Source organism: Microbacterium sp. LWO12-1.2 (assembly GCF_040675875.1).
Classification (GTDB): domain Bacteria; phylum Actinomycetota; class Actinomycetes; order Actinomycetales; family Microbacteriaceae; genus Microbacterium.
In genome coordinates, this window is sequence record NZ_JBEGII010000001.1 from 3,351,991 (window position 1) to 3,366,471 (window position 14,481).

A 14,481-nucleotide genomic window follows, 5' to 3' on the forward strand; every position below is an offset into this window, starting at 1 on the left:
AGCATGACCACTCCCTCCATCCCCACCGTCACTTTGAACAACGGCCTCGAGATGCCGCAGCTCGGCTTCGGCGTCTTCCAGGTGCCCGATGCCGAGACCACGGATGCCGTCGCCAGTGCACTGGATGCCGGCTACCGCAGCATCGACACCGCCGCGATCTACGGCAACGAGGCGGGTGTCGGCGCCGCGATCGCCCGGTCGGGGCTGCCCCGTGACGAGCTCTTCGTCACCTCGAAGGTCTGGGTGTCCGACCACGGCTACGACGCCGCGCTCCGTGCGTACGACCAGTCGCTCGCACGTCTCGGGCTCGAACGGCTCGACCTGTTCCTGATCCACTGGCCCACCCCGGCGCACGACACCTACCCCGAGACCTGGCGCGCGCTCGAGCGCCTGTACGCCGACGGGCGCGTCGGGGCGATCGGAGTCTCGAACTTCGAACCGGAGCACCTCTCACGCATCGCGAGCGACACCGGCATCGTCCCGGCCGTGAACCAGGTCGAACTGCATCCCGCCCTGCAGAACCGGGCGGTCGTCGCAGCGAACACCGCTCAGGGCATCGTCACGGAGGCGTGGAGCCCGCTCGCCCAGGGCGCGGTTCTCGGCGAGGAATCGGTCGTGGCGATCGCCGCGCGCCACGGCAAGACTCCCGCTCAGGTGGTGCTGCGGTGGCACCTGCAGCAGGGGCGTGTCGTGATCCCGAAGTCCGTCACCCCTGCCCGGATCGCCGAGAACCTCGACGTATTCGACTTCGTGCTCTCGTCCGAGGAGCTCACGTCGATCGACCTGCTCGAGCGCGACGGTCGCACCGGACCGCATCCCGCGCAGTTCAACGGCTGAGTCTTCTGCCTGCGACCCTCGCGAGCATGACCGCTCGCGGGGGGCGCGTGTCTTCAGGGGTCGCGTTACTGCGCGCGCATGTACTCCTCGGCGGCCCGCACCTGATCCGCGGACGGGCGGATGCCGGTGTAGAGCACGAACTGCTCGAGGGCCTGCAGCGTCGCGACCTCGGCACCGGTGATCACGGTCTTGCCCGCCGCGCGACCGGCCTTCACGAGAGGGGTCTCCGCCGGCAGTGCGACGACGTCGAACACCACAGACGCCGCGGCGACCGCTGCCTCATCGAACGAGAGAGAGTGCTCGTCTGGCCCACCCGCCATGCCGAGCGGGGTGACGTTCACCAGGATGTCGGCTTCGAGGCCGGCGGCATCCTCGTGCCATCCGAATCCGCACTGCTCGGCGAGTGCACGGCCGAGGTTCTCGTTACGGGCGACGATCGTGACCGCGGTGAAGCCGGCGTCTCGGAACGCCGCTGCGGTCGCCTTCGCCATGCCGCCGGATCCGCGCAGCAGCACGGAGGTCGCCGGATCGAGGCTGTTCCGCTCGATCAGCTGTGCGATCGCGGAGTAGTCGGTGTTGTACGCGACGAGAACGCCGTCGTCGTTCACGATCGTGTTGACGGAATCGATCGCGGTCGCGGATGCATCCATCCGATCGACCAGGGCGATCACGTCCTCCTTGTACGGCATCGAGATCGCACACCCGCGGATGCCCAGCCCGCGCACCCCGGCGATCGCCTGCGCGAGGTCGGTCGGCGCGAAAGCCTTGTAGATCCAGTTGAGCTCGAGCGCCTCGTAGAGGAAGTTGTGGAAGCGGGTCCCGTTGTTGCTCGGCCGGGCCGACAGCGAGATACAGAGCGTCATGTCCTTGTTGAGCATCGTCACGGCTCCAGGCTACTCGCGCGCCCTCATGCTCATGTGTCGTCGAGTGCGCCGGCGATCAGTCGACGACGACGCTGCGCAATCCCTAGGAGTGAGGGATCGAGGGAGCGCCGAAATCGGCGGATCGACAGCAGATGTCCTGATTTTTCAGTAGATCTTCCGGCGTAACCAAACCGAGACAGCGCCTCCCTTCTCCGTTCTCGTGGTGCTCACTACGTTTCCCAGGTACCCCGCCGAGATGTGGACGTCCATCCCCAACATCCGGATGACGCACCGCGGTGAGGCACGTATCTGGGGAGGAATCATGGGCGCAGCACGCAGAAGCGCGCGTGTGGCGGAGAGCCGCGCCGGGTGGCGACGCCTACCGGCGGCTCTGCTCATCGCGGTCCTTGTCGCGGTCGTGTCGATCCCCCTGTCGCAGCCGCTGCCGGCCGCCGCTGCTCCCGGCGACCCCTTCGACCCCTCCATGCCCCGGGTGTTCATCGCGCAGGACGCTCCCACGCGTCTGTACTCCGCCGTGCAGGGCAATGGATCGATCACGCTGCAGCCGGAGGGTGCACCGTCTGCGATCGAGTACAACGCGATCAGCTTCCACACGGTCGACAACTATCTCTACGGACTCCGCAGAGACGACGGTTTCCGCACCGTGCTTGTGCGGATCGGACAGGGGGGTGTGGTGACCTCGCTCGGGGCGGTGTCGGGTCTCACCGCTCCGCCGGGTGCGCAGGTCTACAACCAGGGCGCGTTCGGAGCCGGGGCGAGCGCGAGCACCCTTTACGTGCGCACATCCCAGCCGTCGTCCGCGCAGCTGTGGGCCGTGAACGTCACGACAGGGACCGCGTCGCTGATCACGCTCTCCTCCGCCGTCCCCAACGTGTCGGACCTGACGTGGAAGGACGGATTCCTCTGGGGCATGAGCAGCGCCAACGTCATGTACCGGATCAATCCCGCCAACGGTCAGGTCTCGTCGTGGGCCACGGGCATCGCGCTCAACGGGGCTTTCGGTGCGCAGTGGACTTATGGCAACGGCAACCTCGGCCTGTCGGACAACGTCACCGGCCTCATCCACCAGCTCGCGATCGGCAATCCTTCGGCGGCGACGCCGACCTTCACTCTCGTATCCACGACGAGTGGACCGGCATCCTCGAACAACGACGGTGCGGCGATCCCCGGTCTTGATGTCGATCTGGGGATCGTGAAGACCGGACCGGCGGTGTACACACCCGGAGCGGCGATCACGTACACGCTCACCGTGACGAACAACGGCCCCGGCATCTCTTCCGGGTACCAGGTGACCGACACTCTGCCTGCCGGGGTCACCGGAGGGTCATCCCCCACGGCGGGATGCGCGGTGACGTCGGGTGTTCTCCGCTGCGGACTCGCCGGGCTCGCGGTCGGCGCGACCCGCACGATCACAGTGACCGGCACCGTCGCATCAGCCACGACCGGTCTGCTCGCGAACACGGCGCGCGTGATCGGCAACGAACGCGATCCGAATCCGGCGAACGACCAGAGCACGTCGACGGCCGCGTTCTCGGCAGGGTTCCGCTGCACGGCCGACGTGGTCTACGGACTCAACTCCACGGGTGCAGTGCTGGCGATCAACCGCACGACGGGCGCGTCCGTGCAGGAGGGCGTCTTCCCGACGAGCGGAGTGAACGGCCTGGGGATGTCGGCTGATGGGCGCTACGCGTTCGCCGTGTCCCAGGCGGGCCCGAAGGCGGTGTACCGCTACGACTCCATGACGGGGGTCGCGGCCGCGGTCGGGACGATACCGCAGGCGTCCGCGGTGAACCTCTTCATGGGGGCACTCAATCCCGTCGACGGCCTGTACTACGTCGGTGCGAATTCGGGATCGCAGTACGTGTTCTACGCGTTCGACACCGCGACGAACACCTCCCTGGGGGAGAGGTTCCGACTGCCGTCGCTCATCTCGGGAGTCGTGTACAGCGACCTCGCCTTCGACAGTCGTGGCCGCGCGTTCGTGGTCAGCTCGTCCGGCAACGGGACCGCCACGGGTAACCAACTCCTCGTGATCGAGAACCTTCCGACGAACGGCAGCGTCGCCACCACTCGTCTGCTCGCCTACCCGGCACCGGCCACCGCCGCCTTCCAGGGCGCGGCCTTCGGCAGCGATGGCTACCTCTACGGGCAGTACGCCACCGCGACGAATCGTGTCCTGGCCCGCATCGACCCCAACTCCGGCGCGGTGGCGTCATCGTCGAACATCCTCAACCCGAACGGCACGACGAACACGCTCGTGAACGATCTGGCGTCGTGCAGTCTGAACAGCACGCTCACGGCGCAGAAGTTCATCGACGGCCGCCATACGGCGAGCGATCAGTTCACCGTGACCATCTCGGGCAACGGGGTTGCTCTCGGGAACACCGGCACGACCTCCGGCGCGACGACCGGGCTGCAGGCATCGCCTGCGGCATCCGCAGGTCCGGTGGTGGGGGTGCCGGGGCGCACGTACACGATCACCGAGACTCCCAGCGCGGGCACGGTGCCCGGCAACTACCGCACGCTGTGGGAGTGCGTCGACACCCGCGACAGCAGTCTCATCGCGAGTGGGACCGGCGCCACCGGTACCGTCACGATGCCGAGCAGCTCGGCGTCCGGTGCGCATGTGGCGTGCGTGTTCACGAACTTCGCGATCCCGACGTGGACGCTCGCGAAGCAGGCGTATCGCGGAGCCGCAGCATTGCCCACCGGCGCGGTCGTGCGTCCGGGTGACGAGATCACGTATCGCGTCACCGCGGTCAACACCTCCGGAGTCGAGGTGAGTGGTGCGTCGCTGACCGATGACCTGTCGCAGGTGCTTGACGACGCGGCGTTCGTGGCGGGATCGGCACAGTTGGTGATCGGCACAGGTGCGCCCCTCGCGCTGACCGACCCCGTCGGCACTCAGCTCACGACCGGACCGTTCGCGCTTCCCGCATCCACGACGGCGCAACTCACATATCGCGTCGTCGTGGATGCCGATGCGTGGTCACGGAGTCTGACCAACACCGTCACGGGCACGGGAGGCAAGCCGGGTCAGCCGACGCCGCCGCAGCCGTGCCCGACCGCCTGCACCACGACGCAGGTCACCCCCACGCCGCTGCAGCTGCAGAAGGTCGGCGAGGCATCGACCGGCGAGTTGGTGCCGATGGACGGCTCCGAATGGGTGATCTGGGATGCCGAGACGGGAGGCACCGCCCTCGTGGATCCTGTGCCCCCGGCGATGTCGGGCGGGATGCCGGTGACGGGACTCTTCCGTGATGTGACGCTCACGGCCGGGACGTACTGGCTGGAGGAGACACGGGCGCTGGACGGCTTCGCCCTCTTGCCGCAGCGGGTGCCGTTCGTGATCGCGGATGACGGGTCGGTCTCCCTCGGCACCGGCGTCGGGGCGTCGTCGAACGTCGAGCTGGTGGATGTCGACGGCATCCGCACGATCCGGGTCGAGGACGTGCCGGTCCTCGACCTGCCCGACGCCGGCGGGCCGGGGACGACCTGGATGTACCTGCTCGGTGTGACCCTCCTCGTCTCCGGTGCCGCCGCCGGCGCCCTTCTGGTGCGGCGGCGACGAAGGGTCGCCACCGGATGAACCCGATGAGGCCAAGAGGCGACATGACTGCACGGCCCGACATGACTGAAACACCCGACACAAGGGGGAAGAAAGAGATGAACACGATGAATCCGACTCGGCGCGGTCTCCGCGGCGTTCTCGCAGCGAGCGCCGTCGCGGTGTTCCTGGGGCTCGGCCTCGCGGCGCCCGCAGCGGCGGCTCCGCTGGTCGATCCGAACGCGACAGGATCGATCACGGTGCACAAGCTCCAGGCGCCCGACTCCCCGACGGGACTCCCGAACAACGGCACCGCGGTCGACACCACAGGGCTCGCACCGCTCCCTGGCGTCGAGTTCCAGGTCCGACAGGTCACCGGTGTCGATCTGTCGACGAACGACGGGTGGGCGGACGCCTCCGACCTCTCGGGTGTCTTCGATGCCGTCGATCCGGAGGGATCGATCACGGGTGCCGGCTTCGCGCTCGCCGCAGGGGCGTCTCTCGTGACGGATACGTCAGGGCAGGCCGCCTTCACCGGGCTGCCTGTCGGCCTCTACCTCGTCGAGGAGACGAGTGTTCCGGCGGGGGTGACACCGTCGGCGCCGTTCCTGGTGAGCGTGCCGCTCACGGATCCTGACGATCGTGACACCTGGCTCTATGACGTGCACGTGTACCCCAAGAACGCGGTGACCACGGCGAGCAAGACCGTCGACGACGCGGAAGCCGTGCAGCTCGGAGACGAGGTGACGTTCACCATCACCTCTGACATCCCCAACGTCGACCCGATCGACGGGTTCCGTATCGTCGATGTGCTCGACCCCAAGCTCGACTACGTCGCCGCGACGGTCACGCTCGCCGACGGCACCACGATCGCCGAGGGCGCTGACTTCACGATCGTCCACGATGCAGGCACGAACGCCGTCACGCTCGAGTTCACCGCCGCAGGCCGCGCGATCCTCGCTGCGAACAACACCACGCAGGTCGTCTTCGATATCGACACCACGGTGAACGCGGTGGGCGAGATCGCCAACCAGGCGCTCGTCTACCCGAACGCTGCCAGCTTCGACATCGACCCCGGTGAGCCGGGTGGTCCGACGGTGACGCCCGAGGTCGAGACCCGCTGGGGTGGACTCACCGTGGAGAAGATCGGAACGGACAGCGCACCACTGACGGGCGCCGTGTTCCAGGTGTTCACCTCGGCGGCCGATGCCGCCGCTCAGACCAACCCCGTCACGCTCGGAGGCGACACGGAGTTCGAGGTCGTCGCGGCAGATGGCACGTTGACGATCGAAGGTCTGCGCTACAGCGATTTCGCGAACGGTGTCACCGTCGCCCCGGGAGACGCGGGCTACCTGCAGTACTACCTTGTCGAGGTGCAGGCGCCGGACGGATACGAGTTGCTCGCTGAGCCGATCGAGTTCACCGTGACCGCCGCGACATCTGCCGTGGGCATCGACCTGACCATCACCAACGTCCCCCACAATGGCGGTTTCCAGTTGCCGTTCACGGGCGGCACCGGTTCGGGTCTGCTCTACCTGGTCGGCATCGGCCTCATCGCGGGTGGAGTCGTGTTCCTCGTCGTGAAGCGCCGCCGGAACGCCTGACGCCCCATCCCGAGGAGAGGGCGGTCGCTCCCTGACCGCCCTGTCCTCCACCACCGCAGCAGGAGGAGAGCATGACGACCACTCGCAGCGGTGCGACCCTCCCGACGCGGCGCGGCGGGCGGCGGTGGTCGCCCGCCAACGTCGCGGTCGGCCTCGTCGTCGTCGTCGGCACCGGTCTGGTCGCCTATCCGTCGGCGGGGACATGGGTGACCGACCTCACCCACGCCTCCACCGTGTCGGGATACTCGCAGGAGGTCGCGGCGACGGATGCCGACGATCTCGATGATCTCCTCACCGCCGCGCGACGGTACAACGGCGACCTTCCGGATGGTCCGCTCCGCGATCCTTACGTGCTCAACGCCGAGGGCGGCGCCGACGACACCCGTGACCAGCATGCGGAGTATCTCGCCCAGCTCGCCCTGCGTCCCGGTGCGCCGATGGCGCGCATCCGCATACCGGCGATCGACGTCGATCTGCCGGTGTACCACGGCACAGACGAGGACACCCTGTCGAAGGGAATCGGCCACCTCTACGGGTCAGCGCTCCCCGTCGGGGGCAGCGGTGCGCATGCCGTGCTCACCGGGCACTCGGGAATCCCCGGAGAGAGTCTGTTCAGCCGACTCGGAGAGCTGCAGGTCGGCGACACTCTCGTGGTGGAGGTCGCCGGCGAGAGGCTGACCTATGCCGTGGACCAGATCAAGACCGTCCTTCCCGACGTGGGCGAGGACCTGCGTGAGGTAGCCGGCCGCGACTACCTCACGCTCCTCACCTGCACGCCGATCGGTGTGAACACGCATCGCCTCCTGGTGCGGGCAGAGCGGACGGATCCGGGATCGGGCGAGGCGGCCCCGATCGCACTGTCGGCCTCACCGGCGTCGCCGAGGTTCCCCTGGGAGGCCGCCATCATGCTGGCCGGTGGATTCGCGATCGCCTTCGCCATCGCCCGTCCCCGCACGGCGCCGCACTGACCCCCGCGCTCCCACCCGCGAGGCGCTCTCCCCTCCCTGAGCCTCGCGGGTGGGTCTCTTCACCGACTCGCGTGCGGACCGCGCTCAGCCGACAGACGATCCCGTGGCCGGCTCGACCCCGTTGCCCGGCGTGACGCCGACCGTCTGCACGAAGAGCGACATCCGGTCAGGGCGCATCACGGTGGTCGAGAAGCACAGAGCTTCGCCTGTGCTGTCGTGCATCGTCTGTTCCAGGCTCAGCAGGGGGCTCGACGTCGGCACGCCGAGACGGTGGGCTGTCGCAGTGTCGGCGAGCATCGCACCGATCACGTGCTCGGTGGAGGCGACGACGAGCCCGCCATCGTGCAGCAGATCGTGGATGCCGCCGCAGAGATCCGCGTTCTCGAGGAGCGCCGCGGCCGGCAGTGCGAGGTAGCTCGTCGACACGGCGCAGACGATGGCGTCGACGATCGTGAGGTGCTCGATGCACAGCACGCGCGCACCGCAGCCGTCCATCCGCTCCTCGACCGTTCGTGGTGTGTCGATGATCCGACGCTGCACGCTGTGAGGAGCAGGGACGTCGCCACCGTGGAGCGGGTGCCGGTGCGCGGGGGAGGCGAGAAGGGAGCGGGTGCCGACGCCCTGCGTCCGCGTGACGACGCCCGTGTCGTTCAGCTGCTGGAGCACATCTCGAACGACGCCACGGCTTGCTCCGTAGTCGCGCATGATCTCGGACTCGCGTGGAAGCCGTCCATTCGGGAAGTCCCCGCGCGAGATGCTCCCGCGGAGCAGGAGGGTGAGGCGGCGGCGAGCGGCGCTTCCCGAGGTCTCGCGAGATGGCTGCGGCTTTCGGTCTGGCTCCACGAGCGCCATCCTAGGCGGGCGGCGTCGAAGGATTCTCGCGGGATCGGGGGAGACGGGCGAACGGAGGTGCCTCCGTGCTGTAACGCCCTGTCTCCTCCCGAAACCTGCGATCCTTGCGGATCTTCTCCCCGACCTTCGCCGATCTCGCCGCCTGGACGAATCGTTCGTGGCGAGATCGTGCATCCTCCCCTATGGTGAAGGTGCATGCACAAGGGGATTCGATCGTCTCCGTCACCCCCAGATGACGGGCAGCCTTCCCCAGAGGCAGGACGATCCGTGCATGCGATTGGGCCCTCTCGAGTAGTTCAGTCCCCAATGGACTATTCGAGGGGGCCGCTATCGCCCATCTTCTCATCTTTTTTGGGATTTGTCCCCCAAAAGGGGGACAAGCGTCCGGAAAAGCTGTTAGCGTTGTTCCTGACGCACCCTCCGGTCGTCTTCGGCCCTCATCGCTCCCCCCGCGGTGAGGGCCACACCATTTTCTGGGGCCTGTGTCGACGTCGACCCGCTCCCGTCGATCGGGATCCGCGGATGTCGGCGAGATTCCGCTCGTGCAACATTTGGGTTACCTTCTGGCCGCGGCTATTCCCTTCAGGGCCTCCTCCACTAGCGTTAGCGATGTCGGGGCATACCTGCGTCGGCTTCTTCACCAGCAGAACAGGCAGTACATGAGCACCCAGGGCACGGTCAAGTGGTTCAACTCGGAGAAGGGCTTCGGCTTCATCTCCCCCGACGACGGCGGCGCTGACGTTTTCGCGCACTACTCCGCCATCGAGTCATCCGGCTACCGGTCTCTCGAAGAGAACCAGCGAGTCGAGTTCGACGTGGCGCAGGGCCCCAAGGGCCTGCAGGCTGAGAACATCCGCCCCCTCTGAGGCGGACAATGCACTGAACTCCCCGACCGGATCCGCTTTGATGCGGCATCCGGCGGGGAGTTCTGTGCTTTGCGGGGCTGATCCGGCTTCGGGGTGCGCGATGGAGCGCGCCTGAGGGAGCCGTCATGCGCCACGTGCAGGAGAAGGCGCGGGATGCAGGAGCTGCGCGCGGCGTTTCGTCCTGCGCGTCGCCGATCGTCCTGCAGGTGGCGCGGCCGCGCGACGATCAGCTGAGAAGCAGTGCCCGGAGCTCGTCGACCGTGGATGCGCGGAATGCCGCGTCGTCGCCTTCGTGCGCTTCGCTGAAACCCCACTCCACGAAGATCACGGGCACCCCGTTGGCGTTTCCCCCCTCGACATCGTGGTGGCGGTCTCCGATCAATACCGGACGGGACACGTCGGCGCCGAGTGCGGTCAGCCGGCGCAGCGCCTCAGCCACGATGTCGGTCTTCGAGGCCAGTGTCGACTCGTCAGGTGTGGCGCCGACCGTCGTGAGGAATGACGGGCGCAGCTGGAAGTGGTCGATCAGTGCATCGACCTGGTTCTCGGGCTTCGAGCTCGCCGTCGCCTGGGGCACTCCGGCCGCGTGCAGATCGCGGATGAGATCGGTCACGCCCGGGTAGGTGGCCACATCGGTCGTGTAGCCGTCGGCCTTGCCGAGCGTGCGGTAGAACGAGACCGCCTCGGCCGATTGTTCCGGGGTCATGCCCGCCTGGTCCTGGAAGGACTGGAACATCGGCGGGCCGATCCAGTGGATCAGCTCCTCGCGGGTGGGTGCCGGCTTGCCGAAGTGCGTGAGCGCGACGTTCAGGCGACGGAGGATGCCGATCGAGGCGTCGACGATGGTGCCGTCGACGTCCCACAGCACGCAGGAGTAGGGGGAGGAGGCCATGCCTTCCAGCCTATGGGCTTGACGCGCACCGACGACTCCTCCTGCACAGGTGTGCATCTTCGATCGGCCTCCACCTTCCGCGCGCTGGAGCCGAACCCCCGTATCCGGGGCATGACAGGCTCGGACGCAGAGAGCGAGACTGGGGGAATGTTCGTGTCGGTAGAGGTCATCACGATGCTCGCCTGCGCCGTGTCGATCATCATCGCGTTCGTGAGCGGGTGCGGGTGGTTGATCAATCGCATGGACGTGCGGTTCGCGCGGATGGAAGTGCGCATCGACGAGAAGTTCGCAGTGCAGGATGCGCGTATCGACGAGAAGTTCGCGCTGCAGGATGCGCGTATCGATGAGAAGTTCGCGGCGCAGGATGCGCGGATCGACGAGAAGTTCGTCGGCGTGGACCGCGAGCTGGGCGAGCTGCGGATCGCGATCGCGCGGCTGGAAGGACCGCCACGACGGTTGGCCACGGTTCGCTGACGCTGTGTCGAGCAGCGGGTGGTCGCTGCCGGATCAGAACAGCCGGGGGATGCCGGACTCGATGCCCTTCATGTCGTCGTAGTCGAGCACGAGGCAGCGGATGCCGCGGTCCTCGGCGAGCACACGGGCCTGCGGCTTGATCTCCTGTGCGGCGAACACGCCCTGCACGGGTGAGAGGTGCGGGTCGCGGCCCAGCAGTTCGAGGTACCGGGTCAGCTGTTCGACGCCGTCGATGTCGCCGCGGCGCTTGATCTCGACCGCGATCGCGGCTCCGTCCGCGTCGCGCACCAGCAGATCGACGGGCCCGATCGCGGTCGGGTACTCGCGACGCACGAGAGTCGCACCCTCGGAGATGCGCTCGACCTGCTCCGCGAGCAGGCGCTGCAGGTCAGCCTCGACCCCGTCCTTCTGCAGGCCGGGGTCGATGCCCAGCTCGTGCGAGGAATCGTGGATGATCTCGTAGATCTGAACGCGCAGCGCGTCGCCGGTCTTCTTGTGGGTCACGCGCCACACCTCGACGACGCCGGCACTCGCCTCTTCCTCGCCCGGGTCCTCGGTGGACAGCGAGCACGGAGGACTCATCCAGTTCAGCGGCTTGTAGCTGCCGCCGTCCGAGTGCACGAGCAGACTCCCGTCCCCCTTGTGCACGAGCAGACGCGTGGCAAGCGGGAGATGGGCATTGAGCCGACCGGTGTAGTCGACCGAGCAGCGGGCGATGACGAGACGCACCCGTCGAGCCTAACGGCATCCTGGCGTGCGTCCTGACGGCGCTCGCCACATCAACCGCCGAGTTGCCCGAGAGCGTCGAAGATCCCGAGCTCCGTCGCGGCGGAGCGAGCGATCAGGAACCCGATGATGCCGATGATCCACGCGGTGTTCTCGGCTCCGTTGCGCTCCATCCACGCCGCGAAGCGTTCGAGGGGCCGCTGCACGAGCCGCGCGGCCACCACACGCAGCACCAGCAGAATCAGCGCCGGGAGGATCATGAGAACGCAGTAGCCGACGAGCGAGAGCACGCGCAGCGGCGTGCCGACTCCTGCATCGGCCAGCATCGTCATCGCCACGATGTAGGGCAGCATCGTGGCGACCTCGACGAGTCCCGCCGCGATCGCCACCCCCATCACGGCCGTGCCGCGCGTGCTCGGGTCGAGCAGTCGCTTGCGCCATCGTGTGATGCGCCCAGGTGGCGCGGAAGAGGCGGCATCCGGGGAAACGTCAGCGGCGGGAGGGGTCAGGCCGGTCGACGACGCGCCGAGGTGTGCTGTCGCCGCAGCCTTCTCGCGTGAGCCCGATCCGGTGGGCATCACGAAGGCCGTGATGAGCAGCGACGCTCCCACGACGAGTCGGATGACGAGGCCGGCGGGGGAGGCGAGGAAGTCCGCGGCGACGTCGACGAGGTTCACGAGCCCCCATAGGAAGAGCAACCCGATGACCAGATAGAACGCCGCGATCGTCACGAGGTAGAGCAGGATGCGACCCGCCCGCACTCGACCGGGATTCAGGAGGAGGAAGACCGGGATGAGGAGGGTGCCGACGCTGAGCCCGTCGATCAGCGCCAGGACGGCCAGGGAAAGGGGCAGCGGCAGCCCGCCGAAGAGTTCCATGCCCCCCAGCGTGTGCGAGCCCGCCGCCGAGCGGATCGGGCGAAAGTCCTGATGTTGCGCGGCGCGCTCATCCTTTCGGCGGATGCGACGCGCGGAGGTGCCGTGGTTGCATGAGTGTCATGGAGGCCACGGCGGAGCGGATCCGCGACTGGTACCGGGGGCACCGGCCGGCGGCGGATGCGCTGATCATCGCCCTGTTCAGTGTGCTCGGTGCCGCGCTCGGGTTCGGCGGGGTCTGGGGCATGTTCTCGCTCATCCCCCCTGGCACCTCCGCATGGTGGACGCTCGCGACCGCGCTCCCTGCGTGTTTGCTGGTGCTGGCGAAGCGGCGCTTCCCGATGGTCTCGCTGATGGTGGCGGCGGTGATCTTCGCGATCGACCTGCTGACGTTCGGTGGACTCGGGCCACTGGTCGTCCTGCTCGATGTGCTGTGGACCGCGGCGTTCCTCGCGACGCCCCGAGTCCGCGTACGTCTGCTGGGCGCGATCGCCGTCTCCGTGCTCGCGCTGTTCGCGATGGCAGTGCTGGTCTCGCACGCCTCTCTTCCCACCGCTTTCCTCGTCGCAGTGCAGTTCGGCGCCTTCGTCGGCACGGACTACTGGTGGGCGGTCGCGGTCTCGCAGGCCAACGAGCTCGCGGAGCTGCACCGTCAGCGGGCGGATGACGCGGCCGCGGTGGCAGCGCGCGACCGAGTCGAGGCCGTGCGCCGTGAGCGCGAGACCATGGCGAGGGAGCTGCACGATGTGGTCGCAGGGCACGTGCTGGCCATGGCGATCCGCGCCGAAGCGGCTCTCTCGACCGCGCCGGATGAGGTCCGCGACCGTGAGGCGCTGCATGCCGTCCGTGGTGCGGGTCTCGATGCGCACGGCGCACTGCGTTCCATGATCACCGTGCTGCGACGAGGTGATGGTGAGCTGTCGCCGACCCCGCGGCTCGGCGACCTGCAGGGCGTCGTGGAGGATGCGGAGCGGGCCGGGCTCGACATCCGCTACTCGGTGTCGGGTCTGTCTCCGCTGAGCGAGCCCGTCGAGCAGGCGATCGTGCGCATCGTGCGGGAGGCGCTGGCCAACTGCATCCGCCATGCGAGCGGAGCCGAGGTCGACGTCGCGATCACCGAAGACGACGGCGGGATCGGCATCGCGGTGCGCTCGGTGGGCGGAGCATCCCTGGCTGCGGCCGAGTACGCCGGTGGTGGCTGGGGGCTCGCCATGCTCAGAGAACGCGTGGATGCGCTGGGTGGCGAGTTCTCGGCGGGTCCGGTCGCAGGCGGCTGGACGGTGCAGGCGAGACTCCCGGTGGCGGTGCACGCATGACCGCGCCGACCGTGCTGCTCGCAGATGACCACGCGGCGATCCGTGCGGGGCTGCGCATCATTCTGGAAGCGCAGGGGATCGTCGTGGTGGGGGAGGCTGCCGACGGCGATGTCGCCGTGCGCAATGCGGTGGCTCTGCGTCCGGACGTGGTGCTGATGGATCTGCGCATGCCGGGGCGAGACGGCGTCTCGGCGACGCGCGAGATCGTCGAACGCGGAGTCAGCGAGGTGCTCGTGCTGACGAGCTTCGACGAGGACGACCTCGTTTTCGGCGCGATCCGTGCAGGGGCCGTCGGTTTCCTCCTCAAGACCGCCGACGCCGCGACCCTCACTCAGGCGGTGCGCTCGGTGGCCGCAGGCGACGGCGCCCTGGACCCTCGGGTGACACGACGTGCGCTCGCCGCGGTCGCGCAGAGCGCACCGGAGCCGCTCCGGGCCGGCCACCCTCACCCCGAGCTGACGCTCCGGGAGCGGGAGGTGCTCGACGGAATCGCGCAGGGCTGGTCGAATGCGCAGCTCGCCGAACGGCTGAGCATCTCGGTGCCGACCGTCAAGACCCACGTCTCGAGCGTGTTGGCGAAACTCGGTGCGCGGAGCCGCTCGCATGCGGCGGCACTGTCGCGGCATCCGCAGCGCTGATG

Annotated in this window: 13 protein-coding genes; 8 read left to right on the forward strand and 5 right to left on the reverse strand. The window is 68.1% G+C overall.

Annotated features, from left to right (window positions below):
* The first annotated feature begins 3 nt into the window (after positions 1-3).
* Positions 4-837, forward strand: coding sequence for an aldo/keto reductase (locus MRBLWO12_RS16070; protein WP_363557246.1), 834 nt, complete (start codon positions 4-6; stop codon positions 835-837).
* Positions 838-902: 65 nt separating this feature from the next.
* Here the strand turns inward: MRBLWO12_RS16070 and MRBLWO12_RS16075 are convergent, their stop codons facing one another.
* Positions 903-1,721 (reverse strand): shikimate 5-dehydrogenase, encoded by an 819-nt coding sequence (locus MRBLWO12_RS16075; protein ID WP_363557248.1) that lies wholly within the window; start codon positions 1,719-1,721, stop codon positions 903-905.
* 235 nt (positions 1,722-1,956) lie between these two features.
* On the opposite strand from MRBLWO12_RS16075, the gene MRBLWO12_RS16080 reads away from it, so the two are divergent.
* From MRBLWO12_RS16080 to MRBLWO12_RS16090, 3 genes are all read left to right on the forward strand, one after another.
* Positions 1,957-5,310 carry a DUF6923 family protein gene (locus MRBLWO12_RS16080; protein WP_363557250.1) on the forward strand — a complete coding sequence of 1,118 codons (3,354 nt, stop codon included), beginning with the start codon at positions 1,957-1,959 and terminating at the stop codon, positions 5,308-5,310.
* A gap of 77 nt (positions 5,311-5,387) precedes the next feature.
* Positions 5,388-6,872 carry a SpaH/EbpB family LPXTG-anchored major pilin gene (locus MRBLWO12_RS16085; protein ID WP_363557252.1) on the forward strand — a complete coding sequence of 495 codons (1,485 nt, stop codon included), beginning with the start codon at positions 5,388-5,390 and terminating at the stop codon, positions 6,870-6,872.
* A gap of 71 nt (positions 6,873-6,943) precedes the next feature.
* Positions 6,944-7,840 (forward strand): class C sortase, encoded by an 897-nt coding sequence (locus tag MRBLWO12_RS16090; RefSeq protein ID WP_363557254.1) that lies wholly within the window; start codon positions 6,944-6,946, stop codon positions 7,838-7,840.
* Positions 7,841-7,924: 84 nt separating this feature from the next.
* On the opposite strand, the gene MRBLWO12_RS16095 is transcribed toward MRBLWO12_RS16090, so the two are convergent.
* Entirely contained in the window at positions 7,925-8,683 is a 759-nt protein-coding gene (locus tag MRBLWO12_RS16095) for a GntR family transcriptional regulator (RefSeq protein ID WP_363557256.1), read from the reverse strand.
* 668 nt (positions 8,684-9,351) lie between these two features.
* Between MRBLWO12_RS16095 and MRBLWO12_RS16100 the strand changes: the two genes are divergently transcribed.
* On the forward strand, positions 9,352-9,558 hold the full coding sequence (locus tag MRBLWO12_RS16100) for a cold-shock protein (protein WP_042540947.1): 207 nt from the start codon (positions 9,352-9,354) through the stop codon (positions 9,556-9,558).
* 226 nt (positions 9,559-9,784) lie between these two features.
* On the opposite strand, the gene MRBLWO12_RS16105 is transcribed toward MRBLWO12_RS16100, so the two are convergent.
* Positions 9,785-10,450, reverse strand: a complete 666-nt coding sequence (locus tag MRBLWO12_RS16105; RefSeq protein ID WP_363557258.1) for an HAD hydrolase-like protein — start codon at positions 10,448-10,450, stop codon at positions 9,785-9,787.
* 147 nt (positions 10,451-10,597) lie between these two features.
* Between MRBLWO12_RS16105 and MRBLWO12_RS16110 the strand changes: the two genes are divergently transcribed.
* On the forward strand, positions 10,598-10,924 hold the full coding sequence (locus MRBLWO12_RS16110; RefSeq protein WP_363557260.1) for a response regulator: 327 nt from the start codon (positions 10,598-10,600) through the stop codon (positions 10,922-10,924).
* Positions 10,925-10,957: 33 nt separating this feature from the next.
* Here MRBLWO12_RS16110 and nucS read toward each other — a convergent pair whose 3' ends face one another.
* Together nucS and MRBLWO12_RS16120 are read right to left on the reverse strand one after the other, a co-directional pair.
* Positions 10,958-11,653 (reverse strand): endonuclease NucS, encoded by a 696-nt coding sequence (nucS, locus tag MRBLWO12_RS16115; protein WP_363557262.1) that lies wholly within the window; start codon positions 11,651-11,653, stop codon positions 10,958-10,960.
* A 50-nt stretch (positions 11,654-11,703) separates the two neighbouring features.
* Positions 11,704-12,528, reverse strand: a complete 825-nt coding sequence (locus MRBLWO12_RS16120) for a GAP family protein (RefSeq protein ID WP_363557264.1) — start codon at positions 12,526-12,528, stop codon at positions 11,704-11,706.
* A 110-nt stretch (positions 12,529-12,638) separates the two neighbouring features.
* On the opposite strand from MRBLWO12_RS16120, the gene MRBLWO12_RS16125 reads away from it, so the two are divergent.
* On the forward strand, positions 12,639-13,841 hold the full coding sequence (locus tag MRBLWO12_RS16125) for a sensor histidine kinase (RefSeq protein WP_363557266.1): 1,203 nt from the start codon (positions 12,639-12,641) through the stop codon (positions 13,839-13,841).
* Positions 13,838-14,479: a response regulator transcription factor gene (locus tag MRBLWO12_RS16130; RefSeq protein ID WP_363557268.1), complete on the forward strand. Its 642-nt coding sequence runs from the start codon at positions 13,838-13,840 to the stop codon at positions 14,477-14,479. Before MRBLWO12_RS16125 ends, MRBLWO12_RS16130 begins: the two co-directional genes overlap by 4 nt.
* Positions 14,480-14,481: the final 2 nt, after the last annotated feature.

What these genes read in the sequence shown, in the direction of transcription:
- MRBLWO12_RS16120 (WP_363557264.1), bottom strand. Translation starts at nt 12,528, where the DNA reads ATGGAACTCTTCGGCGGGCTGCCGCTGCCCCTTTCCCTGGCCGTCCTG.
- MRBLWO12_RS16070 (WP_363557246.1), top strand. Translation starts at nt 4, where the DNA reads ATGACCACTCCCTCCATCCCCACCGTCACTTTGAACAACGGCCTCGAG.
- MRBLWO12_RS16105 (WP_363557258.1), bottom strand. Translation starts at nt 10,450, where the DNA reads ATGGCCTCCTCCCCCTACTCCTGCGTGCTGTGGGACGTCGACGGCACC.
- MRBLWO12_RS16125 (WP_363557266.1), top strand. Translation starts at nt 12,639, where the DNA reads ATGAGTGTCATGGAGGCCACGGCGGAGCGGATCCGCGACTGGTACCGG.
- MRBLWO12_RS16110 (WP_363557260.1), top strand. Translation starts at nt 10,598, where the DNA reads ATGTTCGTGTCGGTAGAGGTCATCACGATGCTCGCCTGCGCCGTGTCG.
- MRBLWO12_RS16100 (WP_042540947.1), top strand. Translation starts at nt 9,352, where the DNA reads ATGAGCACCCAGGGCACGGTCAAGTGGTTCAACTCGGAGAAGGGCTTC.
- MRBLWO12_RS16080 (WP_363557250.1), top strand. Translation starts at nt 1,957, where the DNA reads ATGTGGACGTCCATCCCCAACATCCGGATGACGCACCGCGGTGAGGCA.
- MRBLWO12_RS16090 (WP_363557254.1), top strand. Translation starts at nt 6,944, where the DNA reads ATGACGACCACTCGCAGCGGTGCGACCCTCCCGACGCGGCGCGGCGGG.
- MRBLWO12_RS16130 (WP_363557268.1), top strand. Translation starts at nt 13,838, where the DNA reads ATGACCGCGCCGACCGTGCTGCTCGCAGATGACCACGCGGCGATCCGT.
- MRBLWO12_RS16085 (WP_363557252.1), top strand. Translation starts at nt 5,388, where the DNA reads ATGAACACGATGAATCCGACTCGGCGCGGTCTCCGCGGCGTTCTCGCA.